This window comes from Bacteroidia bacterium (assembly GCA_027493955.1).
Taxonomy (GTDB): Bacteria; Bacteroidota; Ignavibacteria; order SZUA-365; family SZUA-365; genus JAOSJT01.
Genome location: JAOSJT010000001.1, coordinates 3,246,925 through 3,273,310 on the forward strand (window position 1 = coordinate 3,246,925; position 26,386 = coordinate 3,273,310).

A 26,386-nucleotide genomic window follows, 5' to 3' on the forward strand; every position below is an offset into this window, starting at 1 on the left:
AGTTCACGGCAGAAGCGAAGTGGTGCTGCGCCGTAGGGCGCCTCACCATTCGATGGTAAAAAGGCGAGACACAGCGTGCCCGCCTTTTTGCGTATCGTCTCAGTCTTTCTACCGGCGAGGCAATTTCCCGGCGATGGTCTACCGCTTGAATTGCACGAGCAATTGCCGCGTACGATCGGCCATCCCTTCACTGGTCTTGTATTTCAGGGAAGAAAAGCGATCGTCGCCCGGCGCGAGGTTCACCCAGCCGGCCTCGGAACCCAGCACCCTCCCCGTCTGAATACCGAGCAGCTCGAAAGCGTCGCCGGCGGGATAATCGGCGTTGAGATCGCAGATCAGAATCTCGGCCACAGCGGTTTTAGCATTGGTGGGAAAAATGCAGGTGATCGAATCGCAAATGCCGAAATCCCGAACCACGGGAGGATCGGTTTTGGCGAAGGTCGCGAAGAGGCGGTCGAAGTCCTCCCAGGTCATATCCTTCCAGCGTCCGAGATCCACGCCGACCGCTTCATCCGGCTGCACTTGTTGCAAAGCGGATTTGTCGGAATCTGCGTCTTTGTTGACGGGAGCATTGTCGTCCTGCCTGCAAGCAGAGAGACTCAGGAGCACGGCGAGGGTGAGCGCCGCCGCAAGCGCTGTGGAGCGTGTGGTGTGTTTCATTTTCTCATCGCTTCATACACGAGTTCCGCAATATCCTTCACAACCACTTCCTCTTGTTTTCCTTTTTCCTTGACGCCGTCCGTCATCATGGTCATGCAGAACGGGCAAGCCGACGCGATGGTTTCCGCTCCGGTCGCAAGGGCTTCCTCGGTTCTTTCGATGTTGACGCGTTTGCCTTCTGTTTCTTCCATGAACATCTGTCCGCCGCCGGCGCCGCAGCAGAAGCCCTTGTCGCGGCTGCGCGGCATTTCCACGGTTTCCGCTCCGGGGATATGCATCAACGTCTGACGCGGCTGTTCGTAAATGTCGTTGTAACGGCCGAGATAGCAGCTGTCGTGGAAGGTCACCGAGCCCTCCAGCGGCTTCTCGAGCTGAATGATGCCGAGTCCGAGCAATTCGCTGATCAGCTCGGAATGATGGATGACGCGATAATTCCCACCGAACTGCGGGAATTCGTTCTTGAGGGAATGCAGGCAATGCGGGCAGGCGGTGACGATGTTTTTCACATTGTAGGAATTCAGGCGCTCGATGTTCTCCTGCATCAGCGTTTGTGCGAGGTATTCGTTGCCCGTTCGGCGTGCGGGATCGCCATTGCATTTTTCTTCGCGTCCGAGAATCGCGAAACGCAATCCGGCCTTTTTCATGATGGATGAAAAGGCCACACTCACCTTTTTGTAGCGCGCATCGAAGGAGCCGGCGCAGCCAACCCAGAACAGGTAATCAATGTCTTTGGCGTCGCCGAGCTGCGACAGCTCGGGAATATCCATACCATCCGCCCAGGCCGCCCGGTCGTCGGGACTGAATTGCCACGGAGCGAAATTGTTCTCGAGATTCCGGTACAGCAGTTGCAGTTGCTCGGGGAATTCGCCTTCCGTCAGCGTGAGGTAGCGGCGCAGGTCCACAATCTCGTCCACATGCTCGATCATCACCGGACATTCCTGCACACAGGCCCGGCAGGTTGTGCAGGCCCACAGCTCCTGAGGAGTGATGAAATCGTGCAGAAGCTGCCTCTGCAGTTCGGGCGCATCGGTGCTGCCCGCTACGAGCAGAGGCGCCTTTTCCTCGAAGCGCGTACGCGTATCGACAATGATTTTTTTCGGTGAAAGCAGCTTGCCCGTGAGGTTTGCCGGGCAAACGGAGGTGCAGCGGCCGCAGTGCGTACAGGTGTAACTGTCAAAGAGCTGTTTCCAGGTGAGATCCTCCACATCCGAAGCGCCGAATTTTTCCGCCGTTTCATCCTCAAGATCGAGGGGCTTCAGCGCTCCGTCGCCTTCCTTGTGAATGCCCCGGTTACTGAAATACACATTCGGTACCGAGGTGATGACGTGGAAATGTTTGGAATACGGAAGGAAGTTCAGGAAGCCGAGCACCAGCAGAATATGCACCCACCAGGAAATCTCGAAGACCATATTCGTGCCCGCGCCGGGAGCGAACATGTTGGAGAGTGCCAGACTGACCGGTCGCCAATCCCCCGCGTACTGCGCGCCATCACCCATCGAAATGCGCGTCGCGTTCTGCACGAAGAGCGAAAGCATGATCAGTGCGATGGTGCAGAGAATCACGGTCGCATCCATCTGCGAGGGCTTGTCCAGTGTGCGCAGTCGGTCAGGTCCCGATATGTGCCGGCGGTACAAGGCCGTCAGCACGGCAAGCAACACCACCACGGCTATCAGATCCGAAAGTACGGCGATGATGTTGTACACCGGTCCGAGAAAGGCGAAGGAAAATCCGGGGATCAGTCCTTCACCTATCGCTTCAAGTACGGACAGCAGGAGTATGACGAAGCCCCAGAAAATGCCGGCATGCACCGGACCCGCTATCGGATCGCGCAGGATTTTCGTCTGGCCAAGAGCGATGGCCAGTACATTGGAAATACGCTTCTCGAAATGATCAAATCGGTTTTCCGCCTTACCGATGCGCAGATAACCGAGTACCTTTCGTGCGGTGAAGGCGAAGCCGCCAAAAGCAGCGAGAAGTACGGCGAGGAAAATGAATTGCTTGAGTTCCATGGGGTCCGGATGGGTATGAACGGGCATGGGTTCGGGGATCTTCCCCGTCAGACGAAATTACGGAGAGATCAGGTCAGGACCAATACAGGAAACACGGAGGACACAGAGGGAGGGAACACAGAGGACACAGAGGGAGGAGGGTTGACGAGCTCAATAAAGAAAAGGGCCACGCCTGAGCATGGCCCTCCCGGAGAAACGGGAATCGGAGAGTTGCTCTCAGCGAACGACCTGCATGATGTTCATTCCAGTGATGCGGCCGCCGTCCATGAGACGATAGGTGTACATACCGGGACGCAATCCGGAGACGTCGATGCGCGCCTGGGTGTGGCCCGGAGCTATAGTCATCGTCTGCGCAAGACGACCGGCGATGTCGTAGATCTCAAGCCGACGTTCACGCGCCGCGGCTCCCAGCTGTATCAGGGAGAACTCGCTGGCGGGATTGGGATAGTTCTGCGTCAGCGTGAGGGACGCGACGGCACCATCGAATTCCACCGAGCTGATAATACCGTGGAACCACTGCCACACCAGCTTCATCAGCTCCTCGCGCACGGTGGCGTCCGCAACCTGTTCAATACCAAAGCCAAGATTCACGGTTTTAAAGTCGTTCTTCGCTCCCCGAATCATCGCCCCCGCAGTCGGGTCGCTTCCGTAGTATGCGACGGTGACGCCCTCCGGCGTCGGTCGGAGATTGTCCGGATAGAAGTACGGTACGCCCTGAGTATTGCTGCCGTACACATTCTGCAAACGGAAGGATGGTACCTTCCCGAACAGCGGATCGCTGCCGACAACCGTGACATTGGTGTTGGTTGCCGTGCCGTCACTCACGTAATTCGAGAAGAGGTAGTTGCGGTAAAACGCGCGCGAAGCCGATGTGCCATGTCCGGCGGCATCGAAGGTATCCCAACCAAGATCCTGTCCGGCAATGAAGAGATTGCCGCCGGTATTGAGATGTGTGATGAAGGCGGATGAAAGCTCGGCCGTGAGCGCGGGGAAGGCCCAGCCGACGTTGTAGTATATATGTTTCACGTCGTCAAGCTTTCCGAGCTTCCAGCCACGCTGAAATAACGAAAGACTTGTGGAAGCGATGGTTGTGCTTCCGCCGACGCGCAACCCCCCGAGATAGGCAGCCTCAAAATCCGCTGCGTTCGTTCCATCATCCGCGCCCCAGCTGTTGTCATTGTTGATGAGCAGGTCGGTGACGTTCGATATGATGTTGGTGATGGCATGCTGTGGATTGAGCTCGGTGTTGTCGAGGTTGTGCATAGCCACAGCGTACTCGCCAAGACCCGAAAGCGCGCCCGGGACAACGGCTATACCTACCGGAACACTGGCATTGGCCGGTACCAATACATCGACATCGGCAGTGGCGGGTGTGCCATCCACACTGAAACTGGCGTTCCAGTCGGCCGGCTGCTCAGCGTTGAAACTGAGCTTCACATTCTGATCGACATCCCCGAGATTCTGTACCAACAAAGAAAAATTGGTTGGCGTCTGGGCGCTTCCTTTCACGAAAATGTCCCCTTCGGTAATCAACTCCACCGCAGGCATGAAGGCAGCTGAAGCGTTTATCACTTCCTTGGTGCTTTCGAGCTGAATCCACACGACGGTGAAAATTTTCGACGCGTCCCATTCCGTGTTCAGATCATATTCGAAATTCAGCGATGTGGTTTGTCCGATCGGCGCCGGAGTGAACGACTGACCGGCGGGAGTGTTGATAAAGCGGCGGAAGACATTCGGAAAATCCTTCTCGCCATTCGTGCCGGGCGCTGTCGCGTAACTGATGTCGCTTTCGACCACGGCACCCCGCAGCACGAGACCCGCGGTACCGATCTGACCGAGCGTGGTGACATCAACATCCACCTGGCGTGTGGTGCCATTGGTGTTTTCACGAACCCGGATGCGCAGGGGACTCGTTTCCGAAGCGGCGCGATTGACGATGTCCTGCGTCACTCCTGCGGGACCTCCACGGTACTGCCCGCCCAACATGACCATATCGGGTACGCCGGTGACGGTATAGTAGCTTACCCGTGCGGCGACGTCCTCTTTATTGTGCGCGTTCATCGGATCGCGGCCCGGCCACACAGTGTGGTAGGCGATATGCAGCATGTTGCCCTTGTTCTTGGCAAGAATGTTGTCCTGGAATGCGGGATTCTGTCCCGCGCAAGGACCGCAACTGGCATTGGTAAAATGCTCGAAAAGCACTATGCGGCGTGCCTGGGCCAGAAGCTCCGCAGGAGCGAAGGTCACGGCGATGAGAGACAGAAGCAGAAGCAGTCGTGTCATGGGGTCTCCTTGCGGTGAAATGAGCGATTCAGTGTAAAAACTTTAATATGAAACGATAGATGCTTACGGTCAATGGATTAATTGCGTACCCGTCAGCGCCGCTCGATTATTTCGGTAACGGTACAGCCGGCGGCACGAAGCAGGCTGAGAATGCCCTCTTCACCCGGTAGATGCCCCGCACCCACAGCGAACAGCGTCGACCGCTTGCCGGCGAACTCGAGTATGCGCGGGATCCACCTGTGGTTACGTTCCCGCAGCAAGGCATCGTCGTAGCGGCCGTACTCCGACTCGCTCTCCTGTGCCAGGGCGAGCAATGTGTCGAGATCGGCGCGTGCGTACGCGTCGTCAAGACGGCGGAAGGACTCGCGGGTTTTGTCCATTTCGCGAATCATATCCAGCACCATGTGTGCCTGCTCGCGCAACGGAATCGTGGCGAATGCGTGAAACTGCTCTTCCACGGTTTCGATACCGACTATCTCCTTCCCTTTCGCTTTGGCCACGGCCATGAGTCGGTCCTCATATGCGACGGGCGTGCAGCCGAGTACTTTCCCGATCAGAAGTCCTATGAGGAACAGCGGCCGCATGGACTCGACATTGGGGATGGCCATGGACACGGAGTCACGCAGATAGCTGCTGAGGGTATCGTACGCACCTTCGGAGAGGAGAACGCGCAGAGAGCTGTCCCGAGGCATGAAAGCATATTTCGCGATTCCCCCGGGCAACGCAGGATCGTCGAGGTCCAATTCCAGCGCGAGCACTTCCGCAGTGTTGACCGCTTCGAGGAGCGCATCGGAGAAGCGAATGTCCTTTGCGCAGCGCGCGTGCATGGTGCCGAATACCCACGATGGCGCGTCCGTTCCGGGTATTTCAACACGCCAGAGGAGGGATTGGGCGGAAGCAAATGCGGGAATCAGAATGAGGAGAGAGAGCAAAAGTGCGACGGTCGATCGAACGAAAGACATGGTGATCCTCGATTGAATCTTCAATCATACGAAACATGCGCACGACGATCAACGTCTCTACGCTCCAGGCCGGGCGCCGTTTGCAGGAGAACCGCAGGTGCTCTGAGCATGTCGGCAACGAAGAACCGGGGGAAACGAACGCTTGACCATGGGTGGAAGCTTCCTGTTCCTGCCGGGTTGAGCTGTTCCCGCAGATCGTCAATCCGTATATTGGAGGAATTATCAGGATGCAATGGAATGCGTATTCTTATCATAGAAGACGAGCGCAAAGTAGCGGATTTCGTTTCCCGGGGACTGTCCGAGGCCGGCCATGCCGTCCATGTGGTATACGACGGCCCGAAGGGGCTGGAACGCGCACGAGCAGACAACTACGATCTTCTCATTCTTGATGTTATGCTTCCGGGAATGGACGGTTTTGAGATCCTCGAACAATTGCGCTCGGAGGGTAGTCCTTCCCGCATTTTGCTTCTCACCGCGCTTGAGCAGACGCAGGATAAAATCCGGGGATTGAATCTCGGAGCGGACGATTACCTCACCAAACCGTTCGACTTTGAGGAGTTGATCGCCCGTGTGAATGCGTTGCTCCGCCGCGGTAACCAGGTGCAACAGGACCGCTACGAGGTGGCTGATCTCACATTGGACATACGAACCCAGGTGGTAATCCGTGCGGACAGGCGCATTGATTTAACGCATCGTGAATTCATGTTACTACGGTATCTGTTCGAGCACCGGGATCAGGTAATCTCGCGCGCGATGATCGGACGTCAGGTTTGGAATCTGGGTTACGAAACCGGCACGAATGTCATCGATGTGTACATCAATTACCTCAGACGAAAAATCGATGACGGGTTTGAACACAAGCTCATACAGACCGTCCGCGGTCAGGGATATCGGTTCGGGGACGCCCCATGAAGGCCTTATCCTTGCGAACCCGGATTGTCGGGATCTTCGTCATTTTTTACGGGACGCTTTTCGTGATGCTGCTCATGTGGATGATGTTCCATCTTCGCGAGGATTTTCTCAAGGAGGTAGACGAGGGAATCGACGCTGCCGCAGCGGACTTGAGTCTCACTCTTGAGCGGGGTGGCTCCGGGGTGGACTCCCTCGGGCGAGCTCTCGAACAAACATCCGCCCGAATTGCGCTCGCAAGGCATGTGAGTATCGAGCACGAGGGAGGGACGTTATACTCATGCACAGACTTTCCACCCGAAGCACGTGCGGTCAGGAAAGGCGAGTATGTCACTGTCTTCAGCGATCCCTTGTGGCATCGCGTTCACGTCCGGCAGGTAGGGATATACACGCTGACGATTGCAGAAGGGATAACCGCCATGGAGCACACTCTCGAAGAATCCTTTCTCCTCATTATCATCTCGATTCCGATTGTCGTTTTTCTTTCGGTCATCGGCGGTAATTATGTTGTGCGGAGATTGCTGCACCCCATCGATCAGATAATAACCAAAGCACGACGCATCACCTCGGAGAATCTCGGTGAGCGTCTGCCACTTCCCGGTGCCAACGACGAAATCGGGAGACTCGTGGACACGCTCAACGAAATGATCGAAAGACTCGAACACTCCTTCACGCAGTTGGAGCAATTCAGTGCGAATGCCGCGCACGAGCTCCGGACGCCGCTGACGATACTAAAGGGTGAGCTGCAGGTCGCGCTCGACAGTGATCTTGATGGAGATGTGGCCAAAGCCATACTCGAGAGCAATCTTGAAGAGGTAGATCGTATATCACGCACCGTAGAAAACCTGTTCATGCTCTCGCGCATCGACAATCGTCTTGTGGGGTACGAGTTCGAAGCTGTGGAGCTTCGGATGCTGCTTGAGGAAATCGTTCAGGGGTGCGCATCGCTCGCTACGCAGCGACAGATCAAACTCAGGTTGGAGGCCACCGCATCTTGCATCGTACACGGTGACGCGCTCATGCTCATGCAACTGTTTCTCAATCTTGTGGAGAACGCGATCAAGTATAATCATGAGAAAGGAAGTGTTACCGTCTTATTATCACAATCGGATGCATCCGTTCGGGTCAAGGTATGCGACACGGGAATCGGCATACCCCAAGACCAGCATGCCAGAATTTTTGAACGCTTTTACCGGGTGAACAAGCAGCTCACACGCGAACGTAGCGGGGCGGGGCTCGGCCTCAGTCTGGCGCAATGGATCGCGAACATGCACGGCGGCCGGATTGCCATAGTCAGTGCTCCTGGCGAGGGGAGTACGTTTACCGTCACTCTTCCAATACACCTCCCCACGAATTAATACTGCTCTAATTGTCCTCTAATCTTTCCGGCTTCAATTTGCTACAAGACGGGTCCGGATTAACCGGCTTTTCGTACCATGCTAGGCCTGTCAACGGTGCAGGTTGATTCCACCGATTCGATCCGGTCGGATTACCTTCAGTTTGCAGAACGAACAAAATTACTCCGGGTATCCCGAGCTGTACGAGGCACTCGATCTGAGAACGCGTATGATCTCATTTTCAGGAGAATCTATGAAAAAACAATCGCTACTGTTAGCAGCTGCAACCACCTTCTTCCTGTGCGTGTTCGTGAACGTCACGGTGGCGCAGGACTATGTCGGTAGTCAAAGTTGCGCTATGTGCCACAATGCTGTGCACACCGACTGGAAGGCCTCCGGTCATCCGTATAAACTTCAGAAACTGTCCGGCGGACAGCCTCCCGCGTATCCCGCCGGACTCTCATCGCGCAAACAGGTAGGCCCGCAGGTGGACTACACCATCCAGCCCGGTGTACCGCAACCCCCTCAAGGGTACTCGTGGGACCAGATTGGCTGGGTCCTCGGCGGTTATCACTCCAATGCGCGTTTTCTGGATACCGAAGGGTACGTGATCATCGGTCCCGCCGCTCAGTATAATCGACCAACCAACCGTTATGTGAATTACGAACAGGCAACCCCCGGCAAAAAGCGCTATGATTTCTCCTGTTATCGCTGTCATACGACCGGCGCGAGCAAGGACAAAACACCCGCTTTTGAAGCATTCCCCGGCATCGAAGGCAGCTGGGCTGAAACCGGTGTCGGCTGCGAAGGCTGTCACGGGCCCGGCAGCGCGCATGTTGCAAATCCGACCAACAAGCCTCCGAAAGATGGTCTCGCGACTTGCAACAACTGTCACGCCCGCGACAGAACAGACACGAATCAGCGTGTCGAGTGGCTTCCAATGACGGTGAACAGTATCGCGACGGGCTTTATCCGTCATCGTGAACAGGGTGATATGATGGCCGCATCGCAGCATGGCAAGGGCTCGATGACCTGCGCAACCTGCCACAATCCCCACAAAAGCGTCTATTATGAAGCCGGCGGCATCAAGGCCGCGCCGAATTGCCAAACGTGCCATCCCTCGAAGTCCATACCGGGTCACACCGCCGCGACGTGCACGGATTGTCACATGCCCAAGGCGGCGAGGAATGCAGACGGCCTCAGTCCGTATGTCTCAGAGCAAAGCGCGCACTTCTGGAAAATTCTCACTGATCCGATTACGCGTTTCGACAACCTCGATACAACCTTCGTTGCCGGCAAGAAATACATCAGTGTTGATGGCGACGGGTTATCCGGGATGACACTCGACTACACATGTCTCCAGTGTCATGTCAGTCAGGACGTGACATGGGCTTCCGGGTATGCGAAAGACATCCACACTATTGGTGTCAGCGTTGAGAACGTCCACGGCTTGCCCACAGCGTTCGGTTTGACGCAAAACTTCCCCAACCCCTTCAATCCGTCCACAACCATCGGCTACAATGTGCCCGTGCGTACCCATGTGCGTCTCGAAGTACTCGACAGCCAGGGTCGTCTGATCACAACATTGGTTGATCAGACCATGGAGCCGGGACGATACAATGCCGTATTCCACGCGGAATCCACGCCGAGCGGAATCTACTTCTACCGCATGCAATCGCAGCATGGACCCACGCTGAGCAAGAAGATGGCGCTGGTGAAATAGCATTTGCAACCCCAAAAGAGAAACCGGAGCTCGATGTTTGAGCTCCGGTTTTTTTTCTGATGAAAGTCGTTACGACATGGGAAATCCGGTACTCAGCACCCTCGCCAGCCCGTTTCAGAGCGGCCGTTACAGCGTTTCTTCAGTCCTTCCCCAAGCAGGTATTTGTCGAAGAGAAACACCTTCAGACGTGATTCGGTGCGGGCAGACTCTACGGGATTCGAAACACGAAACCATCCATGCCTTTCTCGCGCAGGGTCTTCAGCTTCCACAGTGCATCCGCCTCACTCTCGTAGCCGCCCAGTACGAGACGATGGACGAGCTTCCCGGATACCGTCGCGAGTTGCACATGTGCATCCGGGATCCCCGCTTCCTTGAGCCGATCCATGTGATGGATGAGATTCGCCATATTTTCGAACGATGCGATTTGCACACCGTAGCCCCGAAGTTGCTTGCGTTCCAGGTTGACGGCGTAGAACTCGGTATTCCCCTTTTCCTTTGCGAAGTCGGGCCGGTTATCCTGCTCGATCACTTCCAGCTTTACCTTCGCGGTCCCCGGCTTGATCATGTCTATTTTTGCGGCGGCTCCGCGGGATAGATCGATGATACGTCCTTTGAGATGCGGTCCATGGTCATTGATGCGGACAACGACGCTGAGGTTATTGGAGAGATTCGTCACTCTGACGAGGGATTGGAGCGGGATAGACTTATGAGCTGCGGTCAGTGCCCACATATTGTACACTTCTCCGCTTGAAGTTTTTTTTCCGTGAAAATCGCTTCCGTAATACGATGCGATACCGGTTTGGGTAAAACCGGATTGGGCATAACCCGTGATGGAAAGCAGCAGCGCGAAGAGCAGTGGGAGCAGCAGGCGGGAGGTGAGTCTCATTGCAATGCGCGGTAATTGAGGATTCCGTTTGGGAGAATATAGCGAGCCTCGTCGAGGGATCAAACCGCAAAACGATACCGGGCAGGGAGCGAGGCGCGTTGGGTATCGCTGCATTCCCGCAGCTGAACATGAAATGGGCGATACATGAATCGCCATAGGAGCGGGAACGCTACCGGAGGTGGGCGTTTCATGAGTCGCCCTTTTCCGGAATCCAGGTAAGAAATGGGCGATACATGAATCGCCCATTTCCCACCCCGGAAGCGATTACCATTCCGACAAATCCGCATCCGACACCATACATCCCCCACAAACGCCCCCCTCACTCGCCCTGCCGCAGCACTCGCTACCCTCTCCCCAGACCCATTTCCACGACTCACCCAAAACGCTCTCTCTCCGCTCGGCCCGCAAGGACCCGGAGTGCCTCTGTTACCATGGACGAACGCGAAATCTGTGCGCCCGATCACGCTTACTCGGAAAGATAGATCCTGCCCGGACCCAGATTCCGTATCACCCTGCCCGATCTGTCGCTAATACCACCGGCGCCGCCGCCCCGCCGCGCGCCCGTCAGCAGCAACACGCGACCGAGAAACATCGTCTCGCCGAATACTTCCGCCATGGCTCCCGCGGAGACCTGCTTCACCCTGCGCTTTCCCGCGCCGCCGAATTCCGAGCGCAACGCCGTCTGGAGCGTCGATGCCCGCTGCTCCTTCCTCCGCGACGCCGGGGAAACCACCACGTGACGCCACTCTTCCCGCAGCGCCGCACAGACCGCGGCGAACTCCTTTTCGTCTGCCAGAACGCATGAGGCGTAACGCCGTGCCCACACGTCACCACCGCTTGTACCCTGCAGTTCATTGATTCGATGTGCGCTGTTCATCTTCAAATACCCCATGAACACCGGAAGGGTCATGATCCGGCGGTAGTGCACCCATTCATCGCTGTCTCGCGGCGGCTCCTCCTGAATGTTGCGCCGCTTGGTGATTTCAAGCGCGAGTTCCACCTCTGAGGGACGAATGCTTAGCTCGTGAATACTGATGCACCGGAAATTCTGCAGCGCCTGACCGAGCACATCGAGAAATGCGCGTCCGATATCGCTGAGCGTGGTCACGCCGTTTTTCGTCGTTCCCAGGATCTCCGCATCGCCCTCGGTCTTGAAGACGACCAGATGCTTCGCGGGCTGCGAATAGTCATAATCCGGGTCGCGACGCGTGCTCAATTGTGTAAGTCGTTTCATGTTCATGCTCCCTGATGAATTCATGCAAAACGCGAAATTGAAAAGTATCGGTACTCTCGAAAAGCATGCAAGGCAGAAATCCGTAGCCGCTGATGCCGCAGAAGTTTAACGGTAGTTGTGCTCGCTCATGCGGTATCCATATCTCCATGGGAGCCGGCAACTCACTGCGCACAGTACTGAAACTCCTCTCGTGTATGTCGTCGGACCTTCCGGACTTCGCCGCTCGGGCCGGTACAACGGGATGCACACATAACTCGTGTATCGAAGCTATGGTCGTGCATCAACTGTTTTTCGTATTTGTATCTGTGTACTTTCCCATATTCACAAGTAAACCTCGTGCGAAAGGAATCCCATGGCTGAGCTTAAAACACGACCAACGGAAGTGGATGTCCACGCATTTCTTGAGTCCATCCCTGATGCGGCGCGTCGTGAAGACTGTAAAGTGCTCTACGCTCTCATGAAAAATGCGACTGGCCTGGAAGGATGCATGTGGGGTGACAGTATCGTGGGCTTCGGTACGTATCATTACGTCTACGACAGCGGGAGAGAGGGCGACTGGTTTCTGACGGGCTTTTCCCCACGAAAACAGAATCTCACGCTCTACATCATGTCCGGATTCAGAAATTATCAGGACCTCCTGAAAGGTCTTGGTCCATGCAAGACCGGTTCTTCCTGTCTCTATGTAAAACGGCTTTCCGATATCGATCAGTCGATCCTCACCAGAATGATCGACGATTCCATCCGATACCTCAGAAAAAAATATGGCGGATGACGTATCCGGATGCTTCGGGCTTTGACAGACTGAAACCCATGGCAGTTCAACACCCCGATCTCACTCGACGCCCGGCACCATTGAAACGCTACTCTGCTATCTCCTGATAACGCCTGCGCTTGTCATCACCGTACACTTTCCGAGTACCCGGAGTCACTGTACACCTCCGACTGGAACAGCGAAATGGGCAATGTTGAGGCAACAACTTCTGTAAAGCGCAGTTGCCGAAGAATGCCCGGGAATCAACGGGCTCGGCAAATGCAATGAAAAATGGATACCTGCATTTTGTTCTGCATTTGTGTACCTTTCCGCATCAATATCTTGCTCACGGCTGTTTGATTGAGGAAGTCTTCGTGTTTCATGTGCTACCGGAGTTGCCGCAGGCATCGCTCGGGAAAAGTCATACGTCTTTACTCGGCCAAAGGAGTCCGCCATGCATTACCATATGGATATTCCTGACCATGGTACCTACGTTCGTGTGATCGTGACTGGCAATATCACGCGTGAATTTGCGGGCCGCTACTCCGTCGCATCCAAGGCTCTGGCCGATCAGCACGGACTGAAGCGCTTCCTCTTCGACCTTCGGGGTGCGCGCAACGTAGAGTCGACGATTCAGAACTACCAGTACGCGTACACCGATATGCCGCGCTTCGAACTGGATCGCCTTTCGCGTGCGGCAATCATTCGTGACGTGGATGATCATAGTCATGACTTCATCGAATTGGTGGCACGCAACGCGGGATACAACGTACGTATCTTCGTATCAGAGGATACGGCCATCGCCTGGCTGCAAGAGTAGGCGTAAGGATGGTACGCTGAACTCATCCAGGCCATCCGCTTACTGTACACTGCTGATGCGATACATTGCTTGACGTTCCGGCGTTTTGTTTCGGCGAAGTTTTTCCGACGAACCTTGTCGCCTGACGCTGCCGGCTCCCCCAAGCTCTGCCAACCATGCATTCGTCTCTCATGCCCTGGACCTGGCGGAGAAAAGGTTGCACGATACCGGGCTGTCGACATTCCGTCCGCCCCTCCGCGAACAGCCTCCCTCGCAAACATCTCCTGCGTACGGAAGCCGTAGTGTTACGCAGCTCTCCCATCACCCACCTGAGCCCGGGTCCACCACCTTCCTTCGGTTTCCGGGTCCTCTTCCACCTCACCGGACCGAACGCCGGATTGTGTTTGAGCGCAACAGGTCTTGATTTTCCGCCTTCTGAATTTCAGGGAGGTTCACTATATTGTAAAATTGTAACACCCGCAGTCTCTTACGTGAATTCACCTTCCCCATTTTCAGCCACCTCTCTACTTATCACGGGCGGTGCCGGTTTTATCGGCAGCAATTTTGTGCGCCATTTTCTTGAAACCCGCGGCGAAGCCACGTCACTGACCGTACTCGATGCCTTGACCTACGCGGGGAATCTCGAGAACCTGGCCGATATTCTCGATTCCATCCATTTCGTGAAAGCGGATATACGTGATGCCGATGCAGTGGGCCGGGTCATGGAGGAGCAACGTATTGATGCCGTGGTGCATTTCGCCGCCGAATCGCATGTAGACAGAAGCATACTCGGCCCGATGGTATTCACTGAAACGAATGTGCTCGGTACACATGTGCTGCTCGAGCAGGGACGGAAGCATGGCATTCAGCGCTTTGTCCACGTTTCCACCGACGAAGTCTACGGCTCACTTGGTCCCGAAGGCCGATTCAGCGAACTCTCGCCTCTGGACCCAACCTCCCCCTATGCCGCGAGCAAAGCCGCCTCGGATATGCTCGTCCAGTCCTATGCGAAGACCTTCGCTTTCCCCGCCATGATCACGCGTTGCTCCAACAACTACGGACCCTGGCAATTCCCGGAAAAACTCATTCCTCTCATGCTCATTAATGCAATGAATGACAAACCGTTGCCGGTGTACGGTGACGGCTTGAATGTTCGGGACTGGATTCATACGCGTGACCACGTGGATGCCATCATTGCCGTGCTCGAATATGGGCAGTCGGGACGCGTGTACAATATCGGCAGCGATAATGAGTGGCCGAATATTGACATCGTGAAATTGATATTGCGTACGCTCAACAAACCGGAATCGCTCATCCGCTACGTTGCGGATCGTCCCGCGCATGATCGTCGTTACGCCATCGAATCCGAGCGTATCCGCGTCGAACTCGGCTGGTCACCAAAGATTCCATTCGAAGAAGGTATCGCGGAAACGATCGCATGGTATCAGGAACACCAGAATTGGTGGACGCGGGTGATGAGCGGCGCGTATGCGGACTACTACCAGACCCAGTATGGAAATCGATAACATGGTACTGCTTCGCCGGCCTCTGCCGGTATCATCGTTGCCAGGGTATGCGCAGGACGTCACCGTGCGCCGGACCGCGCGGCGGGGTGTCGCGGACAGTGTCGGCGACGTCGGGATACGTCAGAAGCCTGCATCGTCGTGTTCGTTGACGATGAACGCATGGAGCGCACACCATGGCTCGACGCAATTTGCGTGTACTGCGGCGCCGACGGACGGACGCCCTGCCAGATCATGAAGCCGGACAATTTTTTTGCGCACTTCTCTTAACGCGAAATACAATCCAACAACTATGACTCTCGAACAAAAAATCACTGCGAAACAGATCACGATCGGCGTGATCGGTCTCGGGTATGTCGGTCTCCCCCTTGCGGTGGAGTATGCAGCAAAAGGATTTACCACCATCGGCATTGATGTCGACAAGAAAAAGGCCGCAATGATCAACAAGGGCAAAAACTACATCGACGATGTGGACAGCGCTTTGCTCGCACAGGTGGTAGAGGCCGGCGCGTTGCGCGCCGAGGATCACTACCGAAGCGTTCCCGATCTCGACGTGCTCTTCATTTGCGTTCCGACGCCGTTTACGGAGACAAAGGATCCCGACATCTCCTATATCATCAATGCCGCGGAGGGTATCGCGGCCGGTTTGCGTAAGGACCACATCGTGATCCTGAAAAGCACGACCTTCCCCAACACCACGCAGGGATATGTGCAGCCGATCCTGGAGCGCGGCGGTAAAAAGGCCGGGAAGGATTATTATCTCGCGTTTTCTCCCGAACGCATCGATCCGGGCAACAAGGTGTGGGGCACGGCAAACACGCCCACCGTGGTCGGCGGCGTGACGAAGCAGTGCACCAGGTACACGAAGATGGTTACGGAACTCATCATCGACAACGTCGTCGTCGTTTCCAATCCGAAAATCGCCGAGATGGAAAAACTGCTGGAGAATATTTTCCGCAGCGTGAACATCGCCTTGCTGAACGAAATGGCCATGCTCTGCGATCGAATGGAAGGCATCAATATCTGGGAAGTGGTGGAAGCCGCAAGAACCAAACCGTTCGGCTTCATGCCCTTCTATCCCGGTCCCGGCATCGGCGGACATTGTATCCTGATCGATCCTTTCTATCTGTCCTGGATTGCCCGAAAGTACGATTTCCAGACCAACTTCATCAACCTCGCGGCCGAGACCAACGAGGGCATGCCCTTTTACGTCAAGAACATGATTTTCCGTGAAATCAGCATGCAGCCCATTTCCGTGAAAGACGCTCAGGTGCTCATGCTCGGCGTGGCATTCAAACGGGATGTGGACGATACCCGTCATTCACCGGCGTTACGCATCATGGAATTGCTGCTGGAGGACAATGTCCGACATTTGCATTACAACGATCCCCGCGTTCCCGAAGTGCAGGTGAATGGCAAGAAACTCAAATCCCGGCGTCTGACGCCCGCACTCCTCGAATCCATGGACTGCGTCGTGATCACGACCGATCACTCGGATTACGACTACGAGATGATTGTTGCGCACAGCAAAACCGTGATTGACACTCGCAATGCGACGAAGGATGTCAAAGGATCCAAGCGCAACGTCACTGTGTTGGGAGACGGAAAGAAATAAATGCTCACTTTCCTCTCTGTCGTCGGCGCGCGTCCCAATTTCATGAAGGTGGCGCCTCTGCACCGGGCCCTTGAAGCGCATGCAGACCGCGTCCGGCATCTCATCTGTCACACCGGACAGCATTACGACGAGAAAATGTCGAAAATCTTTTTCGACGATCTCGAACTGCCCCAGCCGCATATCTACCTTGGCGTCGGCTCAGGATCGCATGCCGAACAAACCGCGAAAGTCATGACGGCCTTCGAGCAGGTACTCCTCGAGCACAAGCCCGACCTCGTCATCGTCGTCGGCGACGTCAACAGCACGCTGGCCTGCTCCGTCACGGCAGCCAAGCTGCACATCCCGGTCGCACACGTCGAAGCAGGCCTCCGCAGCTACGACCGCGACATGCCGGAAGAAATCAACCGGCTGGTCACGGATGTCCTGTCGGATTATCTTTTCGTGACGGAGGACGCCGGACTGCAAAACCTGCACAGGGAAGGTGTAGCCGATGAAAAAGTGTTTTTTGTCGGGCATGTGATGATAGACTCCCTTGTTCACTACCGCGGCAAGGCCGCTGCATCGACGATACTGCATGAATTCGGGCTCGCACAACGTGCCTATACGCTCGTGACCCTGCACAGGCCCAGCAATGTGGATTCGCGTGAGCATCTCGAGCTCATCCTCGGCATTTTTGAGGAATTGCAGCATGAAACCCGCTTCATCTTTCCGGTGCATCCGCGTACGCGTGCCCGCATCGCCGAGTTCGGACTGCGAGATCGCGTGGAGGCGATCAGCAGTCTCGTCCTCTGTGACCCCATCGGGTATCTGGACTTCCTGAAGCTGATGGACAATGCCGCTCTTATTCTCACGGACTCTGGCGGTATTCAGGAGGAATCGACCTACCTGCAGGTTCCCTGCATCACGCTGCGTGAGAATACCGAGCGTCCCGTTACCGCCGAGATCGGCAGCAACGAAGTCGTGGGACTGAATGCCGCTCTGGCAGTGGAAAAATCCCGCGCCGCATTGAACGGGAACGCAAAACGTGGTAGTATACCTGTTTTGTGGGACGGCATGGCCGCCCAACGTATCGTGGACATTCTTCTCAACAAGCTGAACGCATGAAACACGTACTCCTCTCGCTGTGCATTGTAGCACTGCTCCTCCAATCTGCGCCGGTTGCGGCGCAAAGCGATATCGGTACGTCACCGCTGCAGTCGCTTACCGGCACCGAGCGAAGCGGACAGTCGGCCACCGCACTGCTCTCGCGTGAAGGCGTACCCGTAGCACGGACCATCGATCCCGAGTTGTATTACTGCGGCGCCGGTGACGTGCTATCACTTGTGCTGACGATGCCGCTCAACCTCGAAGCCTTGCTTCAGGTCACGGCCGACGGAGCGCTGGTAATCCCCCGTCTCGGAGCAGTGCAGACGGCGGGAAAGACACTTGCGCAGGTCAAACAGGATGTATTCACGGCAATGCGCAAAAAGTGGCAGTCGGCCGAAGGGACGCTCTCGCTGGCACAGGCCCGACCCATCATCGTTTCCATCATGGGCGAGGTCAAGACTCCCGGTCTGCTGACTCTTACCGCCGCGACTCCTGTTTCTATCGCACTGCTCATGGCCGATGTCAGTGAACAAAAGCCCGCTCCCACATCAGCGCTGCAGACGCAAGGTGAAGCAGGCAACGATCCGGGCTATCGGGCACGCCTGAGTAACCGCTACTTTGGTACAACCGATACCGAAACGCGTGCGGTACGGCGCATCGTCGTGCAACACGCGGACGGCAGCACCTCGCGTGCGGATATCCCGCTGTACGAGGCTACGCGCGACGGACGACACGATCCACTGCTTCGCGAGGGAGATGTCATCGTGGTACCGGCGCGTGATGTGTCCGCTCCGCGTATCGCGGTGTTGGGAGCGGTACGGCGCCCCGGTGTTTTCGACTTCATCGAAGGTGATAAACTGTCGGATTTGCTTCGCATGGGCTTTGGCGTGGATGAGTCCCGCATAATCGTCGGTGGGGAATTGACACGCGATGGCATGGCTCCCATGACGCTGAATACGTCTGAACTTCGTTCCGCTTCCTTCGCAGACGACATACTCCTTCGACCAGGTGACCGCCTCATCGTCCATGCGGAGCGGCGTCGCGAGCGTAACGGCAGCGCCGTTGCGGATGGTGAGGTCGCCCGGCCCGGGACCTACCCGATCACTCCGGGAAAGACCACGCTCCGCGAATTGATAGACCTGGCAGGTGGTTTCACGCAGGATGCATGGCCCGGCCTGAGCGAGCTGTACCGCAGACAGGTAGGTACCGATGGACTGCCCCTGGACCTGTCCAGAGAGAAAGAGAAAAATTTTGAGAAAAGCGGCCTCTATAGCGAGGACACTCTGAACTGGTCCGTCAGCTCCCGAATGCGCGAAGGTCAGGTGGCGGTGGACTTCTACCGTCTTTTTATTCGGCGGGATGGCGGCGCGGATGTGCCTCTGGAGGATGGTGACATTCTTCTCGTCCCGCGAAATACCGGTACGGTCTACGTGTACGGCCAGGTGAACAACGGCGGTTTTGTACCCTGGTCGGAAGACAAGGATTTTGATTGGTATGTCGAACAGGCAGGCGGATTTTCAGCCTCCGCGACAAAAAATCGCGCTTCCGTGATCAAAGCCAATACCCGGGCCTGGGTGCACGCGGATGATGCGGTGATCGAACCCGGCGACATGATTTTCGTACCGGCGGAGCCGCTCGTTGCTCTGGCGAAGACAACAGACATCCTGGCTGTCGCCGCCGCAGTCGTCGGTGGTCTCGCCGGTGTCGTGGGTCTCGTTATCTCGCTGTCGAGATAAGTCCCCCGTGTCCGACGAAAAAGATCACGCATGCGTCAGACAGCCTGTCCGACAGTACCATATCCTGGGTGGCGTGGTGATGTTCGTAGCTGAAAAGGCCACCGCGAACGACTTCTCCGGATTTACATGGTGAGCATAGATTTTTTCTGTCGGCATGGCAGTATGAGAAGGGCAGCAAGCCATCTCCTGCTCAACCAGCGCACATACAGCTAACCTCACGAAGCAATTCGCACAAAGCATCTGTACTCAGTAAAGCAACATCGTATGGCAGATCAAGCAAACGTGTCTGATAATCGCCCCTTTGTCCGCTCGGTATTCATCCTTTTGCGGCACTGGCGTTTTCTCCTCGGTGTCAGTGCGGCGGCTGCCGTACTGGGCGTTGTCTTTGCCCTGTTGATGCCCAACTGGTATAAATCGACCGCGACCTTTCTTCCGCCCAATCGTGAAGCCGGGCTGCTCGAACGTATGGCTGGAGGTTTATCCAGCACGCTCAAGACCTTCGGTATCGCGGGGAGCAAGGGCAGTGACGGATACAGCTATGTGTCGATTCTTGAGAGCCGCCGCATGGCCGAAATACTGGTGAAGGAATTCGATTTGATGAAGGTGTATGAAATCGAAGACGGGTCTATGGAGAAAACCATTAAGGCGCTGTCGGAGAATTCCGCCTTTGCGTTCGACGAAGACGGCCGCGTCGTCATCGATGTGTGGGACAAAGACCCCAAGCGTGCGGCGGAGATTGCCAACGCCTATTTCAAGCATCTCAATGAAATCAGCACGGAGCTGAACGCCACGGAAGCACGGAGCAATCGTGAATTCGTGGAGCTGCAGTACCGTACCGTACAGGACAGTCTCCGTACCCTGGAAGAGCAATTTGCCGCGTTCCAGCGACGTACAAAAATTTACTCGCTGGAAGAACAAACCAAGGCCACCATCTCCGCCGCTGGCGAGCTGTATGCCACGCTCGGTCTGCAAAAGGTACGCCTGAGTATGCTCGAACGGAGCCTTGGACCGGACGACGCCGAAGTGCGCGCCTTGCGCATCGCCGTGGCCGAGCTGGAAAAACAGGTGCCGGGATTGGGCGACAATGATCTCGCCGGCTTGTTGGGTGATAAAGTTGATGATTTGCCCAACGAGGGTTTGACCTATCTCCGTCTGTACCGCGACATAGAAATTCTCAGCAAGCTGCAGGGCTTCATGCTCCCCATGTACCAACAGGCGGTGATTGACGAACAGAAACAGCTCAATGTGCTCGTGCCCCTGGATGTTGCACAACCCGCCGAACGAAAAGACAGACCGAAGCGCTCTGTGATCGTTCTTGCCGCAGGCTTCAGCGTCTTCGTGTTGGCAATAATGTTTCTTCTCATTCGCGAGCGTTTTCGCTGGTATGCAGTTGTACATCCCGACGAGTGGGCAAGTGTACGGCGCACCCTGAAGCGCAAGAGCTAGCAGCATTCGGCAGGTGGTTTACAGTGCCGCTCCCGGATCCGGATCTGTGCAACGCTCAGCGGGCGATACTTCCCGGAATCTCACACACTCCAATGAAAGTGCGTTTTTGAGAACATCCGGCCACGGCTGGCAATCCCCTATACTGACGATCCCGCTGCCCCCGGAACCCCATCCGTTCATGTAGAACAAGCACGGCTGAAGAATGCTACGCCTGGAACAGGCACTCACCCAATCCGATGTACCCGTATCCCGCCGAGGGACACTGGTGTTCGTTGTCGCGACGTTGGGTGTAATGGCTTTGGCGTTCATGCTGCGGCTGGAATACCCATTGTTCCTCGCAGTGTGCGGACTGTTCGGCGCTTTCCTTGTCTGGCAGCATCCGGTGGTTTGGATTACTGTGTCGATACTTCTATTCCTGCCCGTGTTCTGGAATATTCAGGAAGGTCTGACTCCGGGGGAAATTCTGCACACCATGGTGTACTACGGGGGATTGCTCTGGTGGTTTTTCCATCGCCTGATTGTCGCACGTGAACGCATACGCTGGTCGGCGGGCGGTATACTGCTCGCGCTCTTACTGCTGCAGATGCTGTTGCTTGGTCCGGTCTCCATCGGCATCAACGCGGATCCCTATGTCTGGCTGCGCGAGATAGTCATTCTTTCAACTCCGCTGCTCCTCATCCCGATTTCCCATGAATGCACGACGCGCCCGCGGCAGTACTCCATCGGCGCGGCAACGGTGCTCGTGCTTACCGCACTGTCGTTGAAAAACATCTATCAGTACAAGCAAAAGGTGGTAGAGGCGGTCTGGGTCTGGCAGGTAGGCGCCAGCAGAGCATCGGAGTCGTTTTTTCTGATCTTTGCACTGGCTGTCATCGGACTCGCCGTTCTTCTCTCGATGCGCCGGCCTCTGTCGACGCTCATTTCGGCGGCTGTCGTCACCGCCGGAGTCGCTGCAACTGTTCTTTCGTTTTACCGGACCATCTGGGTAGCCGCCCTCGTGGGCTACGTGCTGATGGGTCTCATGCTCGGTGGACTTTTCTGGAAACGCGCACTGGGTTACCTCGCCATCGTGATAGTGGTTGCCGGAATCAGCTACCCGCTTTTCCTTGCCGATGTGGTTCCGCTCGATGTGATGTGGACCTCGGTCAGCAGTCGCTTCACATCCATCGGCAAGTATCGACAGGATCTTTCCGTCACAAACCGCGATGCCGAGGCCCAGACGATTCTTGACGATGTCGAAGGTCACTGGCTTCTCGGGAAGGGCATTGCCGTCACAACACCCTTCAGAAAACTGACCTCAAAGACCACAATTTACCCAACCTGGACGCACAATGGGTATGCGTGGGTACTGAAGCACTATGGAGTGATAGGTACGCTGCTGTTATTCTCTGCATGGTTGTATTATGCATTCATCGGCTTACAAATTGCACGCCGGTTTGGGAAGACACGAAACCGAAGCGACGAGGATGTGGTGCGGGTGCGTCTGCTGGCCGCAGCAGGTTCGGCGGTCATTTTGAGCACCTTCCTGGTGTCCATCACCATCAATCAGTTTTTGAGCCACGAATCCGGTTTTATTTTTGCCGTGGTATTCGGACTCTTCGAAGTCTGGTATAGGGAAGAAAAAAGCGTGACCGCCGGCGGACAGATATGAAAGAAGAACAGAGCAGCGGGGGCGTACTCTCTCAAGGTGTTGTGTCGCTGCTTGCGTATGGCGTGAATTTCCTGGCGAGTTTTGTCGCCATCATCGGCATGATACGCATCATGGGCAAGGAGCCGTACGGCGTCTTCGCTCTCGCCTTGCAGATTTCTGCGTTCACCTCCATGCTGGCGGACTTCGGAATCGGTCCTGTGATCATGCGCCGTCTTGCCATTATGCCACAGCGCGCGGCCACCATCGTGCTGGAAGCCTCTATGCTCCGTCTGCTGCTCATGCTCCCCGCATGGTTGCTGACACTCGGGATCGGATGGTTACTGGAGCCGGGATGGACCTTCTTTCTCATGCTGAATCTGATGCTTTGTAATATGATCGTCTCTTCGAAGCTGCCCGTGCTCCGCGGAACGATCGAAGCGCTGTACCGCTCTCAATCGCGCATGGGTATCCCGACCATTGCCATGGCTGTGGATTCGATCGTACTTCTCGGGATGGTTGTACTCGCACCGGCGTTGTTTCGCGACCCGGTGCAGGCCATGCTTTTGTACACGATAAGCAACGTGGTCGGAGCGGTCGCACTTGCTGCGGGCGGTTGGTCTCTGACAAAACGCATCAGTACGGAGGCCGCACGAATCAGTTGGTCAGGCATGAAGGAACTTCTCTGGAGCGCGTCTCCCCTGGCCTTGTTCCTCATGCTGAACGCGCTGCACGTCAGTATCGACACAGTCTATCTCAAAATTTTCCATGGAAACGGAGAAGTCGGTGTATTCAATGCCGCGCTCCGGTTTATGGCGCCGCTGGCGGTGTTCCCGACGATTATCGCCATTTCGGCTTCTCCCTACTTCGCGCGCGCGAGTGCCGCGGCAGGATCGGGTCAGGAAGACGCCGTGACGAGGTTGTTTGCCCAATCCGTCAAAACGCTTCTTATCGGATCAGTACTCCTTGCGGGACTTGGCGCAACCAACGCCCGCGAACTGATCGGCGCGCCCCTCAAGTACGCGTTCGAGGATGCGGTGCTACCGCTGATACTCCTGTTCATCGTGTTCTTGCCGATGTCGATGAACATGTTCCTCGTTGAAGTGAACAATGCGCGTGGTAATATCGTGACCAACAGCAAGGCGGCCGCGATTCTCGCAGTGGTAAGTGTGATAGCTGGCATTCCTCTTGTCTTCTATTACGCTTCCATCGGCGCCGCATTGAGCAAACTTCTTGCCACCTCGCTCTGTCTGATTTTTCTGTTAGCCAGGTCACGCGCAGGGATACACCTCGCGATGACTCCGCTGGTGCGGAAAAGTGCCATCCTGCTCGCACTTCTGGTGTCTTTTCGTCTCTTGCTCGATGACTTTGGCCTCATTATTTCGAACGGCCTCGCTGTTGCTGTCGTCATTTCCGGAATGTTTACGCAACAAATATTCAGCCCCGAGGAACTGCGGCAATGGAAGGAGCAAATATCGTCGATGTTCGGGAGACGACGTTGACAGGACTCGACCTGGTTACCGCCGGAATACTCAGTTATAACCGCGTAACGGATTTACGACGGACCCTTACCGCAGTACTCTCCATCGAGAACCTCGCGGTACTTGTGCTCGACAATGGTTCAAGCGATGGCTCGCGCGAGCTGCTGGAGGAGGCGGTGACGCGCTATCCAACACGACTCACCGTACAGCTGAGAAACGAGAACATCGGCATAGCCGCGCGTAACGAGATGTTTGCGCATGTTACAACCCCATTTCTTCTCTCGTTGGACGATGACAGTTGGCCGCGCTCCGCCGAGGATGTGCATGCGATGCTCCGTCTCATGCAGAGTGACGACACAATCGCGGCGGTCTGCGCGTCCTGTGTCCATCCTGACACGGGCGTTGCGGAAACGGCAGGTATCGAGCGCTTTGCCGGAGGCGGCTCTGCGGACACGGGCTATGACGTGGTGAATATTGCCGCGGGAGGGACCATGCTGCGCATGGCAGCTGTGCGTGAAACCGACGGTTATGGCGCTGATTTTTTCTGGGGTCGGGAAGAGAACGACCTCGCCTTTCAACTTCTCAGCAAGGGTTGGCGCGTCGTGTACTATCCTTCCGCCCTCGTCTGGCATGCCATGTCCCCCGTGGGTCGCGACGTGTACGGACGGCTGCGCATGGTAACGCGCAACTCTCTGTGGCTCCTCTGGAAGTACTTTCCTCTCACCGTATCCCTGCCTTTGGCGCTGCTGTTCGCGCTTCGCCGTCTTCTTCCTGTCGTAAAGGACTTCCGCCGACTGCGGCCCGTCCTCGACGGCTTGCGTGAGGGATTCGGCGGGATGGGCCGGATGCGCGCATATGCCATGGTGTTTGATACCGCTATGACGTTGCGCCTTCGCCATTGGTTTCTGAAATTGCTGTATGAGTAGTCCGCTCCGCATACTGCAAATAGCACCGCGACTGCCCTGGCCGCTGAGCATTGGGGGCAACATCGGCATTTTCAATATCACGCGTGCCCTCTCACGGCTCGGCCACGAGATTACTTTTGTATGCTTTGCCACAGATACGTCGGATCCCTCACCGATGAGTACATTCTGTGATGTGCGTATCGTCCGTCACGACACGAGCACACGGGCGCTGTCGCTGTTCACGAATCTGTTTTCGACGTGGCCGTACACAATATCCAAGTACCGTTGTGCAGCCATGCACGACACTCTCAGGAAACTCTGTCGGGAGCGCAGCTTCGACGTCGTGCATGTCGACCATATTCACATGGCGCCGTACGGCGTGATGCTGAAGGAAGAATTCGGACTGCCGCTTATCATACGCGAGCACAACTTCGAAACCACGATTTACGAACGTTTTGCGCTGCAGCAGACGTTCCCTCCCCTCGCGTGGTACATGCATATGCAGACGCGGCGTCTGCTGCGCTTCGAAACGCGGCATGTTCTTCAGGCAGATGTCGTTGCGGCGATTACCGACGAAGATGCTGCTCGCATTCGGCAGGCGGCCGTCGTGCGGCATATGGAAATCGTGCCCGCCGGCGTTGACCTCGACGCGCACAATCCCTCGGACCCTTCCCTCGAGCACAGTGCAACGATCACACTCCTTGGCAGTATGGCCTGGGAGCCCAATCTTGACGCTGTGCTGTGGTTCGTTTCTCAGATCTGGCCGCGCATCGCCGGGCAGCATACCGGTGCGCGTTTGATCATCGCAGGAGCTGCGCCACCGCGACGCATACGTGAACTCGCTTCGGAACGCATCGAAGTCCGGGGCTTCGTGGAAGATCTTTCGGGATTATTGGCGTCCAGCACGGTTCTTGCTGTTCCGTTGCGCGTGGGGGGCGGAATGCGTATCAAGTTGCTCGAGTACTTCGCACGGGCGAAAGCCGTTGTATCCACCAGCATCGGAGCGGAAGGAAATCTTGGCCGCGATGGTGCGCATCTGCTGATCGCCGACGATGCGGAGGATTTCGCAGCCGCGACGCTTCGCCTTCTGCATGACCCGCAATTACGGAGACGGCTCGGCGCCGCTGCGCGAAAGCTGACGGAAGAGGTCTATTCGTGGGAGGTTATCGGACGGAGTTTCGTGCAATGCTATCACAACGCATTGGGAGAACGGCGATGAAGCACGCAACCCTGAATGGATCCGGCGCGAAGCACTCATGCAGGAGGATGCATGGTCCCGTCGGAACATCCAATGGTATAATGCCTGCGCCGGCCGGTTTCGCACCTGTGCGACCGTTCGCACAGGTCTGTACCCGATCCGGTGATCCCATCGCCGGCAGTATTGACGTCTGCCAGCAACGGAGGCAGTGCTGAC

Annotated in this window: 20 protein-coding genes; 14 read left to right on the forward strand and 6 right to left on the reverse strand. The window is 56.1% G+C overall.

Annotation, left to right across the window (positions count from 1 at the left end):
* Positions 1-138: 138 nt before the first annotated feature.
* The 4 genes from M5R41_12440 to M5R41_12455 all read right to left on the reverse strand — a co-directional run bounded on the left by M5R41_12440 (position 139) and on the right by M5R41_12455 (position 5,914).
* Complete coding sequence (locus M5R41_12440) at positions 139-660, reverse strand: hypothetical protein (protein ID MCZ7557199.1); 522 nt, start codon at positions 658-660, stop codon at positions 139-141.
* Positions 657-2,696, reverse strand: a complete 2,040-nt coding sequence (locus tag M5R41_12445; GenBank protein ID MCZ7557200.1) for a heterodisulfide reductase-related iron-sulfur binding cluster — start codon at positions 2,694-2,696, stop codon at positions 657-659. Before M5R41_12445 ends, M5R41_12440 begins: the two co-directional genes overlap by 4 nt.
* 189 nt (positions 2,697-2,885) lie before the next feature.
* Complete coding sequence (locus M5R41_12450; protein MCZ7557201.1) at positions 2,886-4,952, reverse strand: T9SS type A sorting domain-containing protein; 2,067 nt, start codon at positions 4,950-4,952, stop codon at positions 2,886-2,888.
* A 92-nt stretch (positions 4,953-5,044) separates the two neighbouring features.
* Positions 5,045-5,914, reverse strand: coding sequence for a TraB/GumN family protein (locus M5R41_12455; protein ID MCZ7557202.1), 870 nt, complete (start codon positions 5,912-5,914; stop codon positions 5,045-5,047).
* A gap of 237 nt (positions 5,915-6,151) precedes the next feature.
* On the opposite strand from M5R41_12455, the gene M5R41_12460 reads away from it, so the two are divergent.
* From M5R41_12460 to M5R41_12470, 3 genes are all read left to right on the forward strand, one after another.
* On the forward strand, positions 6,152-6,826 hold the full coding sequence (locus tag M5R41_12460) for a response regulator transcription factor (GenBank protein MCZ7557203.1): 675 nt from the start codon (positions 6,152-6,154) through the stop codon (positions 6,824-6,826).
* On the forward strand, positions 6,823-8,181 hold the full coding sequence (locus tag M5R41_12465; GenBank protein MCZ7557204.1) for an ATP-binding protein: 1,359 nt from the start codon (positions 6,823-6,825) through the stop codon (positions 8,179-8,181). Before M5R41_12460 ends, M5R41_12465 begins: the two co-directional genes overlap by 4 nt.
* A 232-nt stretch (positions 8,182-8,413) precedes the next feature.
* A complete protein-coding gene (locus M5R41_12470; GenBank protein ID MCZ7557205.1) occupies positions 8,414-9,883 on the forward strand; it encodes a multiheme c-type cytochrome in 1,470 nt (489 codons plus the stop codon).
* A 208-nt stretch (positions 9,884-10,091) separates the two neighbouring features.
* Here the strand turns inward: M5R41_12470 and M5R41_12475 are convergent, their stop codons facing one another.
* Positions 10,092-10,769: a septal ring lytic transglycosylase RlpA family protein gene (locus M5R41_12475; protein ID MCZ7557206.1), complete on the reverse strand. Its 678-nt coding sequence runs from the start codon at positions 10,767-10,769 to the stop codon at positions 10,092-10,094.
* 466 nt (positions 10,770-11,235) lie between these two features.
* The gene (locus M5R41_12480) at positions 11,236-12,003 is read right to left on the reverse strand and encodes a hypothetical protein (GenBank protein ID MCZ7557207.1); all 768 of its coding nucleotides are present in this window, start codon (positions 12,001-12,003) and stop codon (positions 11,236-11,238) included.
* A 352-nt stretch (positions 12,004-12,355) separates the two neighbouring features.
* On the opposite strand from M5R41_12480, the gene M5R41_12485 reads away from it, so the two are divergent.
* The 11 genes from M5R41_12485 to M5R41_12535 all read left to right on the forward strand — a co-directional run bounded on the left by M5R41_12485 (position 12,356) and on the right by M5R41_12535 (position 26,191).
* Positions 12,356-12,775 (forward strand): DUF1801 domain-containing protein, encoded by a 420-nt coding sequence (locus M5R41_12485; protein MCZ7557208.1) that lies wholly within the window; start codon positions 12,356-12,358, stop codon positions 12,773-12,775.
* Between the two features lie 433 nt (positions 12,776-13,208).
* A complete protein-coding gene (locus tag M5R41_12490; protein MCZ7557209.1) occupies positions 13,209-13,574 on the forward strand; it encodes an STAS/SEC14 domain-containing protein in 366 nt (121 codons plus the stop codon).
* Between the two features lie 470 nt (positions 13,575-14,044).
* A complete protein-coding gene (gene rfbB / locus M5R41_12495; protein ID MCZ7557210.1) occupies positions 14,045-15,079 on the forward strand; it encodes a dTDP-glucose 4,6-dehydratase in 1,035 nt (344 codons plus the stop codon).
* Between the two features lie 289 nt (positions 15,080-15,368).
* The gene (locus M5R41_12500) at positions 15,369-16,691 is read left to right on the forward strand and encodes a nucleotide sugar dehydrogenase (GenBank protein ID MCZ7557211.1); all 1,323 of its coding nucleotides are present in this window, start codon (positions 15,369-15,371) and stop codon (positions 16,689-16,691) included.
* On the forward strand, positions 16,692-17,795 hold the full coding sequence (wecB, locus tag M5R41_12505; GenBank protein MCZ7557212.1) for a UDP-N-acetylglucosamine 2-epimerase (non-hydrolyzing): 1,104 nt from the start codon (positions 16,692-16,694) through the stop codon (positions 17,793-17,795).
* Positions 17,792-19,513 carry an SLBB domain-containing protein gene (locus M5R41_12510; protein MCZ7557213.1) on the forward strand — a complete coding sequence of 574 codons (1,722 nt, stop codon included), beginning with the start codon at positions 17,792-17,794 and terminating at the stop codon, positions 19,511-19,513. Before wecB ends, M5R41_12510 begins: the two co-directional genes overlap by 4 nt.
* A gap of 264 nt (positions 19,514-19,777) precedes the next feature.
* Complete coding sequence (locus M5R41_12515) at positions 19,778-20,959, forward strand: Wzz/FepE/Etk N-terminal domain-containing protein (GenBank protein MCZ7557214.1); 1,182 nt, start codon at positions 19,778-19,780, stop codon at positions 20,957-20,959.
* Positions 20,960-21,161: 202 nt separating this feature from the next.
* The gene (locus M5R41_12520; protein MCZ7557215.1) at positions 21,162-22,610 is read left to right on the forward strand and encodes a hypothetical protein; all 1,449 of its coding nucleotides are present in this window, start codon (positions 21,162-21,164) and stop codon (positions 22,608-22,610) included.
* Positions 22,607-24,088 (forward strand): oligosaccharide flippase family protein, encoded by a 1,482-nt coding sequence (locus M5R41_12525; GenBank protein MCZ7557216.1) that lies wholly within the window; start codon positions 22,607-22,609, stop codon positions 24,086-24,088. Before M5R41_12520 ends, M5R41_12525 begins: the two co-directional genes overlap by 4 nt.
* Complete coding sequence (locus M5R41_12530; protein MCZ7557217.1) at positions 24,046-24,993, forward strand: glycosyltransferase; 948 nt, start codon at positions 24,046-24,048, stop codon at positions 24,991-24,993. Before M5R41_12525 ends, M5R41_12530 begins: the two co-directional genes overlap by 43 nt.
* Positions 24,986-26,191 carry a glycosyltransferase family 4 protein gene (locus M5R41_12535; GenBank protein ID MCZ7557218.1) on the forward strand — a complete coding sequence of 402 codons (1,206 nt, stop codon included), beginning with the start codon at positions 24,986-24,988 and terminating at the stop codon, positions 26,189-26,191. Before M5R41_12530 ends, M5R41_12535 begins: the two co-directional genes overlap by 8 nt.
* The last annotated feature ends 195 nt before the right edge of the window (positions 26,192-26,386 follow it).

Excerpts from the sequence above, each read along its gene's own strand:
- M5R41_12470 (MCZ7557205.1), top strand. The coding sequence starts at position 8,414 with ATGAAAAAACAATCGCTACTGTTAGCAGCTGCAACCACCTTCTTCCTG.
- M5R41_12460 (MCZ7557203.1), top strand. The coding sequence starts at position 6,152 with ATGCGTATTCTTATCATAGAAGACGAGCGCAAAGTAGCGGATTTCGTT.
- M5R41_12440 (MCZ7557199.1), bottom strand. The coding sequence starts at position 660 with ATGAAACACACCACACGCTCCACAGCGCTTGCGGCGGCGCTCACCCTC.
- wecB (MCZ7557212.1), top strand. The coding sequence starts at position 16,692 with ATGCTCACTTTCCTCTCTGTCGTCGGCGCGCGTCCCAATTTCATGAAG.
- M5R41_12530 (MCZ7557217.1), top strand. The coding sequence starts at position 24,046 with ATGGAAGGAGCAAATATCGTCGATGTTCGGGAGACGACGTTGACAGGA.
- M5R41_12520 (MCZ7557215.1), top strand. The coding sequence starts at position 21,162 with ATGCTACGCCTGGAACAGGCACTCACCCAATCCGATGTACCCGTATCC.
- M5R41_12485 (MCZ7557208.1), top strand. The coding sequence starts at position 12,356 with ATGGCTGAGCTTAAAACACGACCAACGGAAGTGGATGTCCACGCATTT.
- M5R41_12515 (MCZ7557214.1), top strand. The coding sequence starts at position 19,778 with ATGGCAGATCAAGCAAACGTGTCTGATAATCGCCCCTTTGTCCGCTCG.
- M5R41_12450 (MCZ7557201.1), bottom strand. The coding sequence starts at position 4,952 with ATGACACGACTGCTTCTGCTTCTGTCTCTCATCGCCGTGACCTTCGCT.
- M5R41_12510 (MCZ7557213.1), top strand. The coding sequence starts at position 17,792 with ATGAAACACGTACTCCTCTCGCTGTGCATTGTAGCACTGCTCCTCCAA.
- M5R41_12490 (MCZ7557209.1), top strand. The coding sequence starts at position 13,209 with ATGCATTACCATATGGATATTCCTGACCATGGTACCTACGTTCGTGTG.
- M5R41_12500 (MCZ7557211.1), top strand. The coding sequence starts at position 15,369 with ATGACTCTCGAACAAAAAATCACTGCGAAACAGATCACGATCGGCGTG.
- M5R41_12535 (MCZ7557218.1), top strand. The coding sequence starts at position 24,986 with ATGAGTAGTCCGCTCCGCATACTGCAAATAGCACCGCGACTGCCCTGG.
- M5R41_12480 (MCZ7557207.1), bottom strand. The coding sequence starts at position 12,003 with ATGAAACGACTTACACAATTGAGCACGCGTCGCGACCCGGATTATGAC.
- M5R41_12525 (MCZ7557216.1), top strand. The coding sequence starts at position 22,607 with ATGAAAGAAGAACAGAGCAGCGGGGGCGTACTCTCTCAAGGTGTTGTG.
- M5R41_12455 (MCZ7557202.1), bottom strand. The coding sequence starts at position 5,914 with ATGTCTTTCGTTCGATCGACCGTCGCACTTTTGCTCTCTCTCCTCATT.
- M5R41_12465 (MCZ7557204.1), top strand. The coding sequence starts at position 6,823 with ATGAAGGCCTTATCCTTGCGAACCCGGATTGTCGGGATCTTCGTCATT.
- M5R41_12445 (MCZ7557200.1), bottom strand. The coding sequence starts at position 2,696 with ATGCCCGTTCATACCCATCCGGACCCCATGGAACTCAAGCAATTCATT.
- M5R41_12475 (MCZ7557206.1), bottom strand. The coding sequence starts at position 10,769 with ATGAGACTCACCTCCCGCCTGCTGCTCCCACTGCTCTTCGCGCTGCTG.